The following is an 18,826-nucleotide window of genomic DNA, read 5'->3' on the forward strand; positions in this document are numbered from 1 at the left end:
AATGGAAGGTTCAAGAAGAATATTTATTGTTATTGGATCTTTTCATCTCATCATTTCGCTATTTTTACTGACTGTATCGATTTTAGCGACAGAACTGACCATGACTTTCTTGATGCCCCTTGCGATCGCAATTATGTGCTATTGTTTAGGTTATTTATATCCAGAATGGAAGCAAAAGGATGAACGAATGCGTTTAATCCGGACAAAGGGGTTATCAGCTTCTTTTATCGCTCTTTTGCTATACTATTTTGTTTTTAGCGGATTATTGCAATTCAGTGTCATCAGTATAACAGCCATACAATTGTTAAACTTGCTAGGTGCCCTAATGATTATCACCGTTTTTCTAAGCTTTGTTATTTTTGCAAAAATCTATTAATCAATGAAAGTGGTGAAACGATGAATGTCTTTTTCCCGTTTCTCGTCTTTATGATTGCCTTCCTCTCAATCGCATTTTTAATTAGAAAAGATAAAAACGAGCAAAAGAAATTAACGAAGAGGGGCTGGGTGAAATTCGGTTTATTATTAGCTGTCGTTTTTGTTCTTGTTGCTTCCTTTGTTCTTAAGTGACTCACAAACCTCATTTGCGAAGCGCTCAGTTTCTTTTCTCACCTTGAGCGCCTTACAAACTTCATTTGCGAGGCGCTCATTCTCTTTTCTCACCTTGAGAGACTCGCAAACCTCATTTGTGAAGCGCTCAGTTCCTTTTCTCTTACTGAGAGACTCACAAACTTCATTTGCGAGGCGCTCATTCTCTTTTCTCATCTTGAGAGACTCGCAAACCTCATTTGCGAAGCGGTCAGTTCCTTTTCTCTTACTGAGAGACTCGCAAACTTCATTTGCGAAGCGCTCATTCTCTTTTCGCATCTTAAGTGACTCACAAACTTCATTTGCGAGGCGCTCAGTTCCTTTTCTCTTACTGAGAGACTCACAAACTTCATTTGCGAGGCGCTCATTCTCTTTTCTCACCTTGAGAGACTCGCAAACCTCATTTGCGAAGCGCTCAGTTTCTTTTCTCCTACTGAGAGACTCGCAAACCTCATTTGCGAAGCGTTCATTCTCTTTTCTCATCTTGAGAGACTCGCAAACTTCATTTGCGAAGCGCTCATTCTCTTTTCTCATCTTAAGTGACTCACAAACTTCATTTGCGAGGCGCTCAGTTCCTTTTCTCTTACTGAGAGACTCACAAACTTCATTTGCGAGGCGCTCATTCTCTATTCTCACCTTGAGAGACTCGCAAACCTCATTTGCGGAGCGCTCATTTTCTTTTCTCCTACTGAGCGCCTCACAAACTTCATTTGCGAGGCGCTCAGTTCCTATTCTCTTACTGAGAGACTCACAAACTTCATTTGCGAAGCACTCATTTTCTTTTCTCACCTTGAGCGCCTCACAAACTTCATTTGCGAGGCGCTCATTCTCTATTCTCACCTTGAGAGACTCGCAAACCTCATTTGCGAAGCGCTCATTCTCTTTTCTCATCTTGAGAGACTCACAAACCTCATTTGCGAAGCGGTCATTCTCTTTTCTCATCTTGAGAGACTCGCAAACCTCATTTGCGAAGCGGTCAGTTCCTTTTCTCTTACTGAGAGACTCGCAAACTTCATTTGCGAAGCGCTCATTCTCTTTTCTCATCTTAAGAGACTCACAAACTTCATTTGCGAGGCGCTCAGTTCCTTTTCTCTTACTGAGAGACTCGCAAACCTCATTTGCGAAGCGGTCAGTTCCTTTTCTCAACTTGTTTCGAACTGAAGAAGTGTGACTGTCTTCTAAATGCTCAATGAAAACCTTAAATGGATGAAATAGATCAATTAGATAATTAGCAGCGATAAAAGATTTTTAGAAATTGGAGCCACAATCATTTTCATAGTGTACTATTATATTATTATTCGATATCAACTGGAGGTAAGAATGAAAAAACAGCGATTGTATGGTATCCGCAGTTCAGTGAATACGAATTAAGTGTGGTACAATCTGTGTTAATGCAAGGAAATAAACAGATTATTACTGTGGGAGTGAGCGAGGAACCGGTTCGAGGTGAAGCTGGATTAGTCTGTGTTCTGGATATATCTATTGTTTTAGAAGAAGAGCGGTTACTACAATTGATTAAAACAAGCTTTTTAAACATGACTATAAAATGGGGAGCATTTCAAGTTCTCCTCATTTATTGGCATCGGCAGGTGGGCTGAAGCGGAAAAATTATATAGTCGGTTTACCGCTTGAATATCTAGAAAATTCTGATGTGTTTAATGAAACGAAATTTATCGCAAATGGATTAATACAGGATGGGTCGTTATTAACGCCAAAGGCTCAAGTTTCAACACATGCGGTTTACTTTTCGGTTCTATGTTAGGTCTAACCTTTAATGAAAGGTGGTATGGTAATGGAAGGTTTTCCTGAATTAGAAACAAGTCGTTTAAAATTATTAGAAGTAAAAGAAGTATATGCTTGGGAATATTATGCGGTTTTATCGAATGAAAAAGTGACGAGATATTATGGTATGGATACTTTGACGGATTATAACCAAGCAGTAAATATGATTAAACTCATGCAGGAGACTTTTCAGAAGCAGCGGGGAATCAGATGGGCAATCGTACTGAAAGATTCTGACAAACTAATTGGTACAGTTGGCCTTAACTTATTGAATAGAGGTCAGTCTAGAGCCGAAATCGGTTATGAGCTCCATCCAGATTTTTGGAGAAAAGGGATAGCAAGTGAGACTCTAGAAAAGGTATTACAATACACATTTGAAACATTACAATTAAATCGTGTTGGTGCAATTACTTTTCCTCAAAATAAAGCTTCGATTGAATTGCTTAATCGTTTCAGATTTCAGCAAGAAGGCATACTGAGACAATATCTCTATCAGAATGGAGAGTCACATGATGCTTGTATTTTTTCCTTATTAAAAAATGAATGGATGACAAGATAATATGAAACTACACATGTTGACCCACCAAGACATTGATGACATCATTCGACTATCACAATCTGTTGGCTGGGATTATGATCAAGCTGAAGTAACGACTATTTTAAATTCAAGTAAGGTTTTTGGACATAAAAATGAGGCTAGTGAGGTAGTGTCGTCTGCAGCAATTATTCCATACGGGGAGAAGGCTGCTTCGATTGGTATGGTGATTGTTCATGAGGAGTACCGAGGAAAGGGGTTAGCAAGGGCTTTAATGAAGGAATGTATTGGCCAAGTAGATGAGCAAACAATCATTCAATTAATCGCAACTGCCAATGGGCGGCCGGTGTATGAAAAAATCGGTTTCCACATGGCAGGGGCAGTAAAGAAATTGATTGCGCCAACTCATTTTTTAAACAATCATACGCTTATATCCTCGCCACAAGTGGTGCCATTTCAGCAAAAGGATTTTCAAGAAGTGATTGCCCTAGATGAGAAAGCCTTTGGTGCTAATCGAACACAGTTCCTCTCGGAGAGAATTAGACAAAGTAAAGATTGCTTAATCCTTAAAAGTAAGGAAGGAAAGATAACCGGGTACGGTCTTTCAATTTTTGGTCCAGTTTATACGATTCTTGGCCCAATCATTGCACCAGATACCCACTCAGCATTTCAAATCATCAGTCAGCTTAAGAAAAGAGAAGGAAATGGCGTAAGGATAGATATTTTATCACAACAAAACGAGCTGCAGGAATTGCTAGTAGCAGCCGGTTTTGAGTTGATTAATGAGCCACCAATGATGATGTTACATTCAAATAAGATACCAACAAGAACGGATCAACTATTTGCCATTGCCTCGCAGGCTTTTGGATAAATAATTTAGGTTATTCTTTCTTTTCCTTTTCCTTCAATAACGCAATCATTTCTTCATGCAATTCATTAGATTTAGCTAATTTACGTTCTATAGAAAATAAAGTAGCCATGACAAAGATAAATCCTATTACGGCAATGAACATATGGATTACTCCTTTTTTACACCTATTTTATAATGGGACAAGTTTAGATATATAGTGAAAAAGGTAGGATTTGTAAGGAGTTATTGCTTTTTAATCCCAGCAGCATAGAATGGCCCATTCAGGGTAATGGTGGATAATATATGAGCTATTTCTTCAGGTGTTTCATTCTTATCCCCAAGTAACCATTGTTGCAGGACACCAATATGTGCTGAAGCGATATAAGATATTAAGTATTCCCTTGGAACAAGTAGTTGATCTTCTTTAATCAGTGGCCCATTGGGGTCATCGAATAGCTTTTTGAACATAAATTTTTTTACCTTTGTTTGGAAAGAAAGATCACCTTTTGGTCCTAAAATGGCTTTCAGAAAGTCTTTATGGTGTTCAATGTATTGGAAAATACCTATGATTAGTGAAAACGAACCACCAGGGTATTGATTGACTTGTTCATATACTTTAGGGATGTTTTTCTGAGCAATCTCAGATAATCCAAGCATAATTTCTTCCTGACATTTATTCATCAAATCGTATTTATCCTCATAATGTGCATAAAAGGTTCCTCTATTGATTCCGGCTCTTGTTGTAATATCTTTCACTGTTACTGCTTCAAAACCCTTTTCTTCAATTAATTCCGCGATTGCTTTTCGAATAGCTTGTCTTGTGCGTGTTACCCGTAAATCTTGATTCTTTGTCAAAAAAATCCCTCCATAAGCGACAGATTATAAGAATATGTTCCATAAAGAACAGATTCTCTCTTTTTGATTATTGAATGGCCAACCTCTTGATATTTATAATTATAACCAACAACGTGTTGTTTAATATTATATCTTAAAAAGGAAGGCGACCATATGAAAATTTTTAAAGATAAATTAACATTGGCTACACCCATTCTCGCCTTTGTTATAATGTTTATCTTTTCACTGACGTTATTTCCAACAGTTAATCCCACACCTGAAAACTTACCTGTTGCGATAGTCAATGAGGATGAAGGGATGGAAGTAAATAATCAAGGATCTATCAATATAGGGGAGACGATGGTTGAAAACATCAGGGAAGCGGGTAGTAGTACAGATGATGATGAAGCTGCAGTGAAGTGGGTCGAGGTTAAGAACAAGGAAAAAGTAGTAGAAGGTCTCGATAACCAAGAATATTATGCTGCTCTTGTCATACCAAAAGATTTCAGTGAAAAACAAGCTTCATTAAAAACAAATCATCCAGCAAATCCTGAAATCGATATCATCATTAATCAAGGGATGAATGCCGCTGCCTCCTCTATGGCTAATCAAATGCTTAATCAAATGGTTGATCAATTAAATCAGCAGTTACGTGCGCAAATTTTTGCGGAGTTAAAAACGGCAGATACAGCTGTTTCTGTTTCACAAGCAGAGGTTTTAGCTGAACCGATTGCAGTGAATCATCAGAACGTGAATGCGGTTGGAGAAAACAGCGCAAATGGTAATGCACCAGTCTCTTTATTCCAGCCACTTTGGATTGCAGTCATGGCAATTGCAGCAATTTTGTTTATTGCTGTGAACAAAATGACCGTACATTCACGTAAAGAAAACATTACTATAAAAGTGGGCCAAATTGTAATTGGTCTGTTTGCTTCTTTAATCATTGGATTTGGTCTGCCATGGTTAGCGGAAGACCTAGTTGGAATGAACATTCCATCATTTATGGACAGGCGTTATTTTTATCAGCTACATCCTTCTGTTTTTTTTTAATGATCTTAGCTGTTTTATCTTTGTTAGGCATTAAGGGTATTGCTATTTTCGCGCTTCTATTATTCTTTGGCGCCCCATTATTATCTATGGCTCCTGAGATGATGTCTTCATTCCATCAAACTTGGATCTATTCTTGGTTACCAATGAGATTTCTAGTAGAAGGATTGAGGGAGTTATTCTATTTTGGGCAATCGTTCTCATGGGATTTGATTTCCGTCCAGTTTTGGATTGGTTTAGTCAGTATAATAGTGATTTTCTTAACAGCACTAAAGTTGAAGCCCAAAAAATAGTGAGATGAGGGAGTACTTGTGAATAATCAAGTGTTAATTGTAGGCGCAGGTCCGACCGGGTTAGCTTTAGCATTAGGCCTTACTAAACAAAACATTCCATGTAAAATTATCGATAAGAATAAGGGCTCTGGTGAGGAATCGAGAGCAATGGTCGTTCAGGCAAGGATTCTTGAATTTTACGAACAACTTGGTATTGCTGATAATGTTATTGATAGAGGAATTAAAATTAAACATTTACAATTCTTCAAAAATGTCAAACGTAAAGCAAAATTAAATGTGGAAAACATGGGGGAAGGGCAAAGCCCCTTTCCATATATTTTAAGCTTGCCGCAAGATGAACATGAAAAGGTACTCATTGAGTTACTTGCTGAACATGGTGTGGAAGTAGAATGGCAAACCAAACTAGAATCTTTCACGGATGGTGAAAATGAGGTATGTACTCTTCTGAATAAGGAAGGACAGAAGTCAGATGAAGTGTTTCAATATGTTTGCGGTTGTGATGGCTCGCATAGTACAGTGCGAAAGGCTTTAGGTTTTGATTTTATTGGAGGTTCCTATGAACAACTCTTTTATGTGGCAGATGTCTATTGTGAATCAAATGAAACAAACGGTTTTCAGATGCGATTATTTGACGAAGGATTTTGTATTATTTTTCCTATTCGTACAACCGGTTCATTTCGTTTAATTGGTATTGTCCCAGAACTATTGCAAGAGAAGGACGGATTACAATTTTCCGATATAGCTCCGTATTTACAAGAAAAGTTGTCTATAGTGATAACAAAAGTAAACTGGTTTTCCACTTACAAAGTCCATCATCGTATGAGTGAGCATTTTCGTAAAGGGAGGATATTTATTGCTGGTGATGCCGGTCATGTTCATAGCCCCGCAGGTGGACAGGGAATGAACACAGGTATTGGTGATGCGATCAATCTTTCCTGGAAATTGGGTGCTGTCATTGATGGAAGAATGGATTCGTCTGTTCTTGACTCGTATGAAGAGGAGAGAATGGCTTTTGCGAAAACATTAGTCTCAACCACTGACCGCTTATTCTCCATCATGGTCGGAAAAGGCAGGTGGAATCAGATGATACGAAGTATTGTGCTACCTACGCTCATTCCTAAATTAACGAAGTTTACTACTGTTAGAAATATGTTATTCAAAGTGGTTTCACAAATACGGATTCATTATCGTGATTCTATGCTTTCAACTGGCGAAATTGGAAAAGTAGCTGCTGGGGATCGCCTACCATGGGTGGCATTTACTACTGGTACTAACTATGATCTGTTACAGTCTTTTAACTGGCAAATTCATGTATATGGAGATGTAATATTTAACACAAAGTCTGTTGATATACCTATTACTTTTTTTCCATATTCAAAGATTGTGGAAAAAGCCGGTATAAAAGAGGGGACAATCCTTCTGATTCGTCCTGATGGTCATGTGGCAGTAGCTTGTGAAGAGGGAGTCAATGAAATCAACGCATACGTTAAAAAATGGCATGTGAGAATCTGATTCCTCGAGGTAAAGTTTTTATTGAAAATAGTATAGCCCCTAACGCTTTTAAAAGGTGAGGGGCTATAGTGAGTTTTGTTATATCATTGTTATACCCCTTTTCCAGCAACAAATTCAAAAGTGCTGACCACTTCTATATTTACAATAATTGGCTTCGCTCGCTTAATTAGGTTTTGAAAAACCTCTAGTGTAAGTGACTCTTCGTGGGCCTCTTTACTCGACCACACTTCATATACATAAATGATATTTTCTTCTTTTTTTGCCGTATTAATAAGATAAATTTGACAAGGCTGATGGCGTTCCATTTCTTCAGATGCTTGTAATAGAAGATTAACTAATACATCACCTTGGTTATCTTTCGTCATAAATTTCGTAAATTGGCTATACTGGTTCATGTATATCCCTCCTAATCGTCTCATACTTCATATAGTTCTGCCTTCATAAAACAAAACCCTTGAAAAGATTGGAAATATATTTGTATTTATCTTTGGGAATTCCTGAGGTTTATGTAGGTAAAAAAGAATCGGAGCAAATGCGGTATTCTTTAAGAAAATGAAACAGATTAAGTACTAATAAGCAAGGAAAGGAGAGGATGAGCAACGTAATAGGAAAAATCGAGGCTAATAAGAAGTTAGACAATTAAAAAGAGGAACTTGAATCCTTGATTATGATAAAGAGTTTCAGTATCAGGTTTATCCACTAATCAAAAAACTTTCCTTTTATAATCATAGGACAATCCACTATTGCAATGCACCGCTACTTCAAGCAAATTCCCCCTAGATTCCTTCAATAAGAATTCCTTCTCTAAATAGTTTTAACAATATTTTGAATATTAACCAAAAAATTATAATGATAAAATTTCCAGTTGAGAATAGACTGAGAATATTTTTCTAAAACAAAGTCAATAAAACTCTATATTTAAAAGGTTTATTGAATATTATTCCATTTAAATGATATTGATAATCTTTCTCAACTATGATAATCTACTTATTGAAAAATGATATTAATATATTTTATATAAAAGAGAGGGGAAATAGGGAGGATGTTTAAGAAAGTATTAGGTCTTATTAGTCTTGCTGTACTAATGATTATCGCTGGATGCAGCTCTAGTGAGTCATCATCTGAAGGAAAGGCTAGTAGCGAGGATAAAAATAATGTAGAAGTAGAGGAATTGAAAATCGGGGTCCCAAGTGATGTAGGTCCCTTGAATATTTATACAGGAAACATGGATTGGTTAACAGATCTTGTGTACGATAAATTATTTTCTCCATCCCCTTATGTAGATGAGCCACAACCATGGTTAGCAGAATCAGCAGAGCAGTTAGATGATACAACTTGGCGTGTCAAAATTCGTTCTGGTATTAAGTGGCATGATGGAGAAGACTTTACGGCTGAAGATGTGAAGTTTACATATGAGTACTACCGTGATGGACCACCAAACCGTCACACGCACCATGTAAGTGAAGTGCCAAAGGTTGATACTATTGAGATTTTAGATGATGGGGAAACATTAGAATTCAAATGCGCTTATGCTTGTCCTTCAATGGCAACCATCACATTTGCCGACTTACCAATCTTACCAAAACATATTTGGGAAAATGTTGAGAATCCACGCAAACATACGGATTTAGCTATTGGAACAGGCCCTTTCAAATTAACGGCATATGAACCAGATCAATACTATCAATTTGAGGCAAATACTGATTATTTTATGGGTGCACCGACTGTGAACAAGTTGAGTATGCCAATCATTAAAGATTCAACAGCGATGTTCAATGCTTTGACATCTGGTGAGATTGATACAACCACAAGAACTGTACCAGCTGAATTACAAGAAACTTTACAAAAAACAGACTCTATGAAGTTGGCAAGTACATCGCCGCTATCAATCGTACAATTTGGATTGAATTATGAGATGGAACCATTTAACTCAGAGGAGTTCCGTCAAGCAATCTCTCTTGGCATTGATCGTGAGAGTATTGTCAGTACAGTTCTTTTAGGACAAGGAAGAGCGGGTGAAAAAGGGTATCCGCATCCAGATTCACCATGGACAAATCCCGAATTATCAACACCATTCAATGTAGAAGAAGCTAACAACATGCTAGATGAACTTGGATATGAAGATAGCAATAATGATGGCTATCGTGAAACACCAGAAGGAGAAAACTTAAAACTTGATATTAGTGTTTCTTCTGCAGAGCCATTATATATCCGTACAGCAGAAATGTTACAAACTCAAATGAAAGAAATCGGTATTCAGTTCGAAGTGAAAACAATGGATCCAACAACTTATACAGCGGCTGTATCTGAAGATGACTTTGATTCTTATGTAAGTTTAATTGGTCCTCATGGTGTAGCTGACCCGGATCAGTTCATTATGTCTCATCGATCTTCTTATCTTTGGACAAAAGATCTACCTTATCCAGAAATGGATGAGTTAGTATCGAACTGGATGAACGCGACTACAATCGAAGATCGTAAAGCAATCTCTTTTGATATGCAAACACTATATAATGAGCAACCAACTGCGATTGCCCTTTATTATCCAGAAGAAATCTATGCGTATAACGCCGATGTATATGATCAATATGTTGAGTCTTTAGGCTTTGGTATTATAAATAAATTCAGCTTTTTACCAGAAGAAGCACGTAAAGTTTCCTCCACTACACCAGTGCAAGTAGTAGAGTAAGGAAGTTAGATAGAAATGAAGCATTTGGCGAAGGTGAAAAACAAAATAGGTCAATATATATTAGTGATATTTGTTACTTTAACGATAAATTTTGCTTTGCCACGTCTCGCTCCGGGTGACCCGTTATTATATTTCTTTGGTGAAACAACAATCAATGAATTAACAGCAGAACAAAAACAAGAGGCCCTACATTCATTGGGCCTCGGTGGTTCTTTATGGGAGCAATATTGGACGTACTTAAAAGGCGTTTTCACTTTAGATTTTGGCACTTCAATAAAATATGGTGTCGCGGTAACAGAAGTGTTAGCAGAACGTATTCCATGGACATTATTGTTAGTAGGGACGGCTTTAATTCTTAGTCTTGTAATTGGTGTAAGTGCGGGAGCATATTCGGCATGGAACCGAGGGAAGAAACGTGATTTAACCATATTAACCGGCATGCTGACATTGGAATCTATTCCTGGATTTTGGATCGGGATGATGTTTCTATCGATATTCGCTGTCCAGCTTGGTTGGTTTCCTACTTTCGGAGCGGTTTCAATGGTACAGGATGGTACCACTTGGGGTTATATCAAGGATGTCGTCAGCCATGCCATATTACCAGTGATTACGATTACGTTAGCTACAGTCGGCTCTAATTATTTACTCACTCGCTCCAGTATGTTGGAATCATTAGGGCAAGATTATATGACCGTGGCTGAAGCGAAGGGAATTAAGAAACGAGCACTTGTGTTTAAGCATGCATTAAGAAATGCTTTGTTACCAATTTACACCCATTTCACATTAAGTGTGGGAACACTACTTGGTGGAGCGGTTGTCATTGAAACGGTCTATTCATACCCTGGGATTGGCCGCTTGTTGTATGAAAGCGTAACGGCTAGAGACTTCCCTATGCTACAAGGTGTCTTTTTACTTGTGACAATGGGTGTCATATTGGCCAATTTAATTGCCGATTTAACGTATCCATTATTTGATCCGCGTGTGCGGAATAGTAAGGAAGAGAAGGGAGAGGAGATCACTCATGCGTAAAACAACAAAGTGGATTGGCTTAACGGGTTTAGTTTTATTCTCAGCCATGTTGGTATTTGCCCTTTTTGGACCTATGCTTATTCCTTACGATGCCTATAAAGCATCTGGACCTCCCTTTCAATCTCCTAATCTTGAACATTTATTAGGTACAAATGATATGGGGCAAGATATATTGGCGGAGTTGGCTGTTGGCGCTAGGACTTCGCTCTTTATTGGTATTGCCTCTGCTATTCTAGCAGTTTTTATCGGTGGTTTAATAGGTGTGTTAGCTGGATATATAGGCGGTAGATTTGAAACAGTAGTATTACGAGTAATAGATATCGTTCTTACCTTACCTTTCCTGCCATTAATGATTGTTGTAGCAGTTTATATGGGAGCTGGGATTTTTACTTTAGTGTTTGTTATTACATTAGTTATGTGGGCAGGTAAAGCGAGACAAATTCGCGCACAAACCCTTTCTATCAAACATACTGGCCCTGTTTTAGCAGCAAAAACAATGGGCGCAAGCCACTTTTATATATTTTATAAACATATTTTACCTGGCGTGGTACCAATTTTTATCCCTCAGTTCGTAACAGGAGTGAATGCAGCTATTTTAATGGAATCGTCTTTAAGCTTTTTAGGAATGGGTGATCCGTTAACAAAGAGTTGGGGAAGTATTTTATTTTATGCGAATAGCCGAAGTGCTTTTTTAACAGAAGCTTGGGTGTGGTGGATTATTCCTCCAGGCGTATGTATCGTGATTGTTGTTTTAGCCTTTTCATTGATGGGCTACTACTTAGAAGAAAGATTCAATCCACGTTTAGGCGATTATTCTGTAAGAGAAAAAAGGAAGAAACAACCTGTCAAAACAAAAGAACATCAATCTTCAAAAGGTATTCTGCTGTCTGTTGAGAGTCTTACAGTTGCATATCCAAAATCAGGTGATTATCGCTCTGTTGTTGATGATGTTAGTTTCGTAGTTAAGCATGGTGAAGTGCTAGGTATTGTTGGCGAGTCAGGAAGTGGCAAGTCAACCATTGCTACAGCGATTATTCAACAATTAAAGAGACCGGCGAAAGAGTCAGGTGAGATTTACTTTGAAGGTAACCTCGTACAGCATTTTGGTGATGAAGGGCTTAGACAAATGCGCGGGAAGGAGATTGGCTATATTGCACAAGCGGCCATGAATGCACTAAATCCGGTTATTCGTATTGATAAGCAGTTGCAAGAAGCCGTCAGAGCGCATTATCAATTAAGTAACAAAGAAATGGATGTGCGTGTTATTGAAGTGTTACAACAGGTTGGTTTGGATGAGAAATGGCGCTTCGCCTATCCGCATGAATTATCAGGTGGAATGAAGCAGAGAGTTATCATCGCGATGGCTTTAATTAATAAGCCCAAACTCGTTATTGCAGATGAACCAACAACAGGACTTGATGTCATTGTCCAGGTAGAGATTGTGCAATTATTACGCAAACTACAAAAAGAGTTAGGTATTTCAATGATTTATATCTCCCATGACCTTCCTTCCGTTTTGAGCGTGACGGATCGACTTATGATTATGAAGGAAGGGCAAAAGGTAGAAGAGGGACCATCTGTTGAGTTGTCTAAGGTATCTACGAACCCTTATACAAGAGTGTTAATCGATAGTATACCAACGCTATATCCGAAGAAAGAAACAGTGGAGGTGAGCCGATGAGTGCGGATTTATTACGCATTAATTCTTTAAAGAAATCATTCTATCGTTCATCTTCCTTGCAAACGAAAGTATTATCCGATGTCTCTTTTTCCATGAAGGAAGGGGAAATTGTCGGTTTAATTGGTGCAAGTGGGGCAGGCAAGAGCACGATTGGTCGTATAATAAGTGGCTTAGAAACAGCAGATAGTGGAAAAATCCTTTTTGCTGGTGATGACCTAACTAAAATGAAGACGAAAGTACGTCGTCAATTAGCGAAAGATATTCAAATGGTCTTTCAAGATCCATATGAGGCATTGTCGAGTCGAATGAAGATTCATGAGATTGTTGGAGAGTCCCTACATATTTTACAAATTGAAAAGGGCAATCTTGAGCAAAGAACCCAATTAGTTAAAGAGGCCCTTCGTAGTGTGAATCTCGACCCGGACTATTATATGAATCGTTATCCACATGAATTATCCGGTGGAGAAAGACAAAGAGTGGGGTTAGCAAGAGCATTTGTGTGTAAACCGAAACTGATATTAGCTGACGAGCCGACCTCTATGCTAGATACATCTTTACGCCTGGATTTAATTAGGTTAATGAAAAGGATGAATCAACAAGAAGGTACATCCTATTTATTTATTACACATGATATTGCGTTAACACGTGACTTTTGCGATCGATTGATTGTTCTAAAAAATGGAGAAATCGTTGAAACTGGAGAAACGTTAGATGTCATTATGAATCCAGTACATCCTTATACGAAAACTTTAATAGAAGCCTTATTAATACTAGAAAATCATGGAGGTTAAAAAATGACTATTCAATTTATCTCATTAAACGCTGGTGGTGTTTTTGCCCAAACTCGTTTAGAAAATCAAGATTCAACTGGCTTTACACATGTAGATATTTACCAGTTACCATATACAGACTTCACTCCTTATGCATGTTTAGTTATTGGGGGTATGTGTGATCAGGACTTTTTATTAGAGCATAAGGACATAATTTCATCATTTTTAGATGAGGGGAAAATTGTCATATTCTCAGGCAATCTAGTCACTGATTGGTTACCAGGCGGTCGCCCGTTTGTGCCGAAGGAGATTAAGAGTTTTCAAGATTATGCAGTCAAAATTGAATCAGCTCACCCAATTTTTGAAGGAGTACTAGAGGATGATATGACTTTTAATAAAGGAGTTGCTGGATTTTTTGCTCGCGGTCATCATCCGTTACCAGAAGGGGCAGAGGTGCTTCTTACATTGGATGGAAAAGAACCGATTACATATATCGATCGACAAAGTACAAACGGGACGATTCTTGTTCATGTAGGCTTTGATTTATTCGGCTATATGGGAAGTAATGATCTAGAGAAAACTACGTCACGCATTTCTCCGCAATTAAGAAAATGGGTAGAAGAGGAATATAGTAAAACAATTCAGGGGGTACAATCATGAGAAAGATTGCTGTTGTTTACGGAGGAAGTTCGCAGCACCACCGCACATACAAAACGTCTGAGTTCGCTAAACATTTCCATCAATTAATCCCTATTAGAGAATTAGCAGAGGCATCGTTTGAAGAAATCGATGTTTTGCTCATTCCATCACAAACGCATTTAGGACTCTTAAAGGAAAATGTCGAGAAAATTCATGCCTATGCAGATAATGGTGGGATTGTTGTGACGTTTGGTCCGCAAGGCTTTGATTGGTTACCTAAACATGATTGGGAATTCCGAATTACGAATTTTTGGTGGTGGTTAGAGAAAGATGCGAAAAGCGGTCTTGTATTAGCAGGAGAAAACCATGATCTATTCAAAAATTATTTAACATTATCTGATGCAACATGGCATCAACACGGTGTGTACTGGCCACCCGAAGGCAGTGAAGTATTAGTAGCGACAGAAGATGGTGGAGCGGTATTTTATATTGATAAAGTAAGTTCGAAAGGAACATGGATTAATACGACGCTCGATCCTGATTATCATTACGGTTCTTATTTTATGCCGGCAACAGAACGTTTTTTAAGGGGATTTCTTCCTTGGCTTGAGGAAGGTAAGATTTAATCGTGATTGTATTAAATCGTGTATCAAAGAGTTATGGAGACAGAAAGGTTTTACAGGATGTCCAATTTCAGCTTCAATCGAATGAGTTCGCATTTTTAAAAGGGAAATCTGGATCTGGAAAAAGTACGTTAATTAAATTACTTTACAGAGAAATAGAGAGAGATAGTGGAGACATTCTGATTGATGGGCAAGAGATTGGACAAATGAAGAAATATGAATTAAGGAGAAAAATGGGTGTGGTTTTCCAATCCTTTGAATTATTAGAGCGAAAGACAGTGTTAGAAAATGTCATGCTCGCAGGAAAGATTTTAGGAAAACCACAAAAGGAGATAGACAACGAAGCGGTTCGTCTTCTAACAAGAGTAGGACTGGCAGACCATCTCCACCATTTTCCGAAGCAATTATCAGGAGGGCAGCAACAACGCACAGCTGTTGCTCGTGCCTTATTGAATAAACCAAAGCTCATTCTAGCTGATGAACCAACTGGTAATCTTGACAGAGAAACTTCTCTCGAAATATTAACCTTGTTAAAAGAGCTACATGAAGAAGAAGGTGTATCGATGTTGGTCATCACTCACTCTGAACAACTGATTCAACAAATGAATGAGAAGTCATGGGTGATTGAGGGAGGTAAGGTTTATGAGCTTTGAATCATTCCGCTATATATGGGACGATGTCCAATCTGGACTGAAGCGCAATAAAGGTGCATCGCTTGCATCTATTATTCTTATCTTTGTAGCTGTCACTTTAATCGGTGGTCTGCTTTTAATGAGGCTTGCTCTTGAAGATACTATCACTTATGTGGAGTCGCAAATCTCAATGAAGGTGTACGTGGAGAAAGGGTATGATACCGAACAACTATCTTCTGTGCTTGTAGAGAATGATTTTATTCAATCTGTCGAAGTAGAAACAGGCGATGAAGTGTTAGCTGGTCTCTCACATTTTTTTATGAATAGAGAGCATTTGTTGGATTCCTTTACCAATGGGGCGATGAATGAAGCTATTAAAGTCCATGTGACAGATGCAAGTCTAATAGAGGAAGTGGCTCGGTCTTTAGATGGTATGCAGGGCATTGCAGAGGTCATCTATCCACAAGAGATGGCTCAGACACTGTACGAGTGGATTAAGAAAGTTGAAACATATGGTAGTATCATTGCTATCATACTTTTAATCATTGCTTGTATGGTTGCCTACATTGCCTTTCATCTAGCATTATATCAAAGAGAAAAAGAAATTCGTGTAAAGCTATTAGTAGGAGCGAATCCTGCTCATGTTAGATTACAATTCTTAATTGAAGGGTTTTTATTAGGGTTAGTGGGTGGTATCTTGAGCCTTTTCTCTACCTTTGCTCTATTTGAACTTGTCCTACATCCAATTGAACAAGCAGTGCCTTTTTTAATACAGTTAGATAGCTCTAATCGGATCATCGTCTTTAGTTTGCAATGTATTGTAAGTATAGTGATTGGCATTGGGGCAAGTTTTCTTGCAACAAGAAAGTTGATTCGTGATGTTTAAAAAAGTCATACTCACTATTATGCTTGTTATGGGACTCGCACTTCCTGTTTATGCTCACCTGACAGGCGCTTTTGCTGACTTTCTTGCCATTGTCTATGATGAATCAACGATTGATAAGCTAAAGGATGAGATGAAGGCAACAGAGAAGGAAATTGCAGCACTAGAGCCACAGGTAGAATCACTAGAAACAGCATTTAAGCAAGATCAAGGACTAGCCGTTGATCAGCTGCAATTTTATAGTGATGTTGGTCTAGATACATGGCTAGCTATGACTGAAAATGGTGAAGATATAGTTGATATCCAAGGGAATTATTGGCTGATAGAGCAGCAGATTGATGCGTATTTAGAGGAATTAAATACACTCTATCTGTCGTTTAAGCAACTAGAGGCAGCAAAGAATGCGTTAGAAGGACATCAAGAGTTGTTAGGGATGATTGAGAAAAATATCCAAGCTAGAGCGACCTATTTAGCGGAAAATGAAGGGTTAGGATTAGAACAGATCGCTAACTATTTAGATATTGATTGGACGGCTGAAATAGAGGATCATATTATTGCCGGTATTGAGCGCGATAATAAGCGAATTAATGAGGAGTTGACTCATTGGGTAGTGGCTCAACCTGATGGTACGTATCGATTGTCAGGAGAATGGTTAAATACTGAAAGTGATTTATCCTATTATTTTCGGGCGGATCATGTGTATATGGTTTACGAGCGTCCAGAGGGACATGTTATTTTAATCGGGCAAGTCTTACAGAATAAGGATGGACAATCCGCAAGCTTGATATTAGAAGAAGGCTTTTATAATGGATTTTTCTTACCGAAAGAGTTATTAGAAGAATTGATTCCATTTACCTTATCCTATGAAACTTTAAAAAACTTAGATGGCGTGGAACAACCATATCTTACACAAAAAGATGGTTATCTACAATTACAAACCAAATAAGGAGAGAAAAGAGATGTGGAAGAAAATCGTCAGTATATGTGCGGTGTTATTTATACTGATAACGTCACAAGCTCATGCACATGTGATGAATGCTGATAATGCTTATAATGATTTAAATTATACAGAGGCAAAAGGTGAGATATTGTTTATTACCGCTTTAGGGATGACGAATAGTCAAGATGAAACTGCCACTTTCAGACCAAATGACAGTTTGACGATGGAAGAATTGGCTGAGTTTGTCGCAGCATATTACCACCTTGAAGGAGAAAATACGGCCCAACAAGTAGTGGAAAAAGGATGGATCTCTTCACTCAAGGGGAACGCGACATTTGCTGATGTAAATGAAGCTTTCTTTGCAGGTGAACTGGCAATTGAAAATGGTTCTGAGGGCTTAACAAGAGAAGCATTTGCTATGTTTATTAGTGAACACGGAAGTTCGCTAATAGAGGAGGCTGGCTTTACTGAAGGGCCAGTTGGTCAAGTTGAAGCTGTCGAACAAAAAGAGATAAGTGTTGATGGGAAAGATACTCACCAATATCAAATTCAAATAGGTGATGAAACAATCATACTTGCTGCTCACCCATATGTAGATGCACCATCTGTTGATCCTACTGTTTGGGAAGGAATGTATGTGACAACTTCATTACTAATGGAAGACCCTCATGATAACGGTGAAGAGGTGGCACAGTTCTTATCTATATCTGAAGAGCAGCTTGTACAAGAACAAGTAGTTGAGGAAGAAACATCTTCTATTGATGAAGAGAGTAAGAAAGAAAAAGCTGAAGTAGTGGAAGAAGAGAAAGGTAATCATTATGCCAATTGGTTGTTTATCGGCTTAGTTTCTGTTGTCGTTCTTATCGTTGTCGGTTTGTATATGAAAAAAAGGAAATAGTTAGAGAGGGATTATAACCGTAACAAGAAACTGATTAAACGTTTCTGTTACGGTTTTTTATTTGTTTAGAGGTGGTGATAAATTAGTGATATTTGAAGAATTTAAAAGATATTAAGTCGTTCTTATCATTTGTTCACACAAGTTAAAGAGTTGGGTATTTAAGATATACGCATTATTCAAACTGAAGAAAGAGATTGAAAGCCGAGTAGAAGAAAGTTGTTGCATGTCATTCAGAAGAAAAAATTCAAACGAGAGGGAGGCAAAAGGGGAGAGCGAGTCACTCAGATGAGGAAACCAAAACGAGAGCGAAGGAAAAGGCGATAGCGAGTCACTCAAATGAGCAAACCGAAACGAGAGCGCAGCAAAAGGGGAGAGCGAGTCACTCAAATGAGCAAACCGAAATGAGAGGGAAGCAAAAGGAGATAGCGAGTCACTCAGAAGAGCAAACCAAAATGAGAGGGAAGCAAAAGGAGAGAGCGAGTCACTCAAATGAGCAAACCAAAACGAGAGCGAAGCAAAAGGGGAGAGCGAGTCACTCAGAAGAGCAACCCGAAATGAGAGCGCAGCAAAAGGAGAGAGCGAGTCACTCAGATGAGTAAACCAA

General features: G+C 38.2%; 20 protein-coding genes and 1 pseudogene. 17 read left to right on the top strand and 4 right to left on the bottom strand.

Going from position 1 to position 18,826, the window contains the following annotated elements:
* Position 1: 1 nt before the first annotated feature.
* Both MKY26_RS21525 and MKY26_RS21530 read left to right on the top strand, forming a co-directional pair.
* Positions 2–376 (top strand): permease, encoded by a 375-nt coding sequence (locus MKY26_RS21525; protein ID WP_307314954.1) that lies wholly within the window; start codon positions 2–4, stop codon positions 374–376.
* Between the two features lie 20 nt (positions 377–396).
* The gene (locus MKY26_RS21530) at positions 397–567 is read left to right on the top strand and encodes a DUF3976 domain-containing protein (protein WP_322910113.1); all 171 of its coding nucleotides are present in this window, start codon (positions 397–399) and stop codon (positions 565–567) included.
* Here the strand turns inward: MKY26_RS21530 and MKY26_RS21535 are convergent.
* Positions 523–1,629, bottom strand: coding sequence for a hypothetical protein (locus MKY26_RS21535; protein WP_341098588.1), 1,107 nt, complete (start codon positions 1,627–1,629; stop codon positions 523–525). The genes MKY26_RS21530 and MKY26_RS21535 overlap by 45 nt on opposite strands.
* A gap of 748 nt (positions 1,630–2,377) precedes the next feature.
* On the opposite strand from MKY26_RS21535, the gene MKY26_RS21540 reads away from it, so the two are divergent.
* A complete protein-coding gene (locus MKY26_RS21540) occupies positions 2,378–2,926 on the top strand; it encodes a GNAT family N-acetyltransferase (protein WP_307314945.1) in 549 nt (182 codons plus the stop codon).
* A gap of 1 nt (position 2,927) precedes the next feature.
* A complete protein-coding gene (locus tag MKY26_RS21545) occupies positions 2,928–3,773 on the top strand; it encodes a GNAT family N-acetyltransferase (RefSeq protein ID WP_341098589.1) in 846 nt (281 codons plus the stop codon).
* A gap of 10 nt (positions 3,774–3,783) precedes the next feature.
* Here the strand turns inward: MKY26_RS21545 and MKY26_RS21550 are convergent, their stop codons facing one another.
* Both MKY26_RS21550 and MKY26_RS21555 read right to left on the bottom strand, forming a co-directional pair.
* Positions 3,784–3,915 carry a hypothetical protein gene (locus tag MKY26_RS21550; RefSeq protein ID WP_267892255.1) on the bottom strand — a complete coding sequence of 44 codons (132 nt, stop codon included), beginning with the start codon at positions 3,913–3,915 and terminating at the stop codon, positions 3,784–3,786.
* 80 nt (positions 3,916–3,995) lie between these two features.
* Entirely contained in the window at positions 3,996–4,607 is a 612-nt protein-coding gene (locus MKY26_RS21555; RefSeq protein WP_322910108.1) for a TetR/AcrR family transcriptional regulator, read from the bottom strand.
* Between the two features lie 159 nt (positions 4,608–4,766).
* Between MKY26_RS21555 and MKY26_RS21560 the strand changes: the two are divergent.
* A pseudogene (locus MKY26_RS21560) lies at positions 4,767–5,926 on the top strand (YhgE/Pip domain-containing protein).
* A gap of 18 nt (positions 5,927–5,944) precedes the next feature.
* Positions 5,945–7,438 carry an FAD-dependent monooxygenase gene (locus MKY26_RS21565; RefSeq protein WP_341098590.1) on the top strand — a complete coding sequence of 498 codons (1,494 nt, stop codon included), beginning with the start codon at positions 5,945–5,947 and terminating at the stop codon, positions 7,436–7,438.
* Positions 7,439–7,527: 89 nt separating this feature from the next.
* Here the strand turns inward: MKY26_RS21565 and MKY26_RS21570 are convergent, their stop codons facing one another.
* Positions 7,528–7,833 carry a putative quinol monooxygenase gene (locus tag MKY26_RS21570; RefSeq protein WP_341098591.1) on the bottom strand — a complete coding sequence of 102 codons (306 nt, stop codon included), beginning with the start codon at positions 7,831–7,833 and terminating at the stop codon, positions 7,528–7,530.
* Positions 7,834–8,480: 647 nt separating this feature from the next.
* On the opposite strand from MKY26_RS21570, the gene MKY26_RS21575 reads away from it, so the two are divergent.
* From MKY26_RS21575 to MKY26_RS21625, 11 genes are all read left to right on the top strand, one after another.
* Positions 8,481–10,127, top strand: coding sequence for an ABC transporter substrate-binding protein (locus MKY26_RS21575; RefSeq protein WP_328198440.1), 1,647 nt, complete (start codon positions 8,481–8,483; stop codon positions 10,125–10,127).
* A 15-nt stretch (positions 10,128–10,142) separates the two neighbouring features.
* A complete protein-coding gene (locus tag MKY26_RS21580) occupies positions 10,143–11,156 on the top strand; it encodes an ABC transporter permease (RefSeq protein WP_341098592.1) in 1,014 nt (337 codons plus the stop codon).
* Positions 11,149–12,837, top strand: coding sequence for a dipeptide/oligopeptide/nickel ABC transporter permease/ATP-binding protein (locus tag MKY26_RS21585; RefSeq protein ID WP_341098593.1), 1,689 nt, complete (start codon positions 11,149–11,151; stop codon positions 12,835–12,837). The genes MKY26_RS21580 and MKY26_RS21585 overlap by 8 nt, the downstream gene beginning before the upstream one ends.
* The gene (locus MKY26_RS21590; RefSeq protein ID WP_095370503.1) at positions 12,834–13,628 is read left to right on the top strand and encodes an ABC transporter ATP-binding protein; all 795 of its coding nucleotides are present in this window, start codon (positions 12,834–12,836) and stop codon (positions 13,626–13,628) included. The genes MKY26_RS21585 and MKY26_RS21590 overlap by 4 nt, the downstream gene beginning before the upstream one ends.
* Before the next feature lie 3 nt (positions 13,629–13,631).
* The gene (locus MKY26_RS21595) at positions 13,632–14,267 is read left to right on the top strand and encodes a phosphate starvation-inducible protein PhoH (protein ID WP_095370502.1); all 636 of its coding nucleotides are present in this window, start codon (positions 13,632–13,634) and stop codon (positions 14,265–14,267) included.
* Positions 14,264–14,872, top strand: a complete 609-nt coding sequence (locus MKY26_RS21600) for a hypothetical protein (protein ID WP_095370501.1) — start codon at positions 14,264–14,266, stop codon at positions 14,870–14,872. The genes MKY26_RS21595 and MKY26_RS21600 overlap by 4 nt, the downstream gene beginning before the upstream one ends.
* A 2-nt stretch (positions 14,873–14,874) precedes the next feature.
* The gene (locus MKY26_RS21605; RefSeq protein ID WP_157733789.1) at positions 14,875–15,522 is read left to right on the top strand and encodes a cell division ATP-binding protein FtsE; all 648 of its coding nucleotides are present in this window, start codon (positions 14,875–14,877) and stop codon (positions 15,520–15,522) included.
* Positions 15,512–16,387: a cell division protein FtsX gene (locus MKY26_RS21610; RefSeq protein WP_341098597.1), complete on the top strand. Its 876-nt coding sequence runs from the start codon at positions 15,512–15,514 to the stop codon at positions 16,385–16,387. The genes MKY26_RS21605 and MKY26_RS21610 overlap by 11 nt, the downstream gene beginning before the upstream one ends.
* The gene (locus MKY26_RS21615) at positions 16,380–17,330 is read left to right on the top strand and encodes a hypothetical protein (RefSeq protein WP_095370498.1); all 951 of its coding nucleotides are present in this window, start codon (positions 16,380–16,382) and stop codon (positions 17,328–17,330) included. The genes MKY26_RS21610 and MKY26_RS21615 overlap by 8 nt, the downstream gene beginning before the upstream one ends.
* 13 nt (positions 17,331–17,343) lie before the next feature.
* Positions 17,344–18,222, top strand: a complete 879-nt coding sequence (locus tag MKY26_RS21620; RefSeq protein WP_341098598.1) for a hypothetical protein — start codon at positions 17,344–17,346, stop codon at positions 18,220–18,222.
* 401 nt (positions 18,223–18,623) lie between these two features.
* A complete protein-coding gene (locus MKY26_RS21625) occupies positions 18,624–18,821 on the top strand; it encodes a hypothetical protein (RefSeq protein WP_341098599.1) in 198 nt (65 codons plus the stop codon).
* Positions 18,822–18,826 lie beyond the last annotated feature (5 nt).

Source organism: Cytobacillus sp. FSL R7-0680, assembly GCF_038009245.1.
GTDB lineage: Bacteria > Bacillota > Bacilli > Bacillales > Cytobacillaceae > Cytobacillus > Cytobacillus kochii.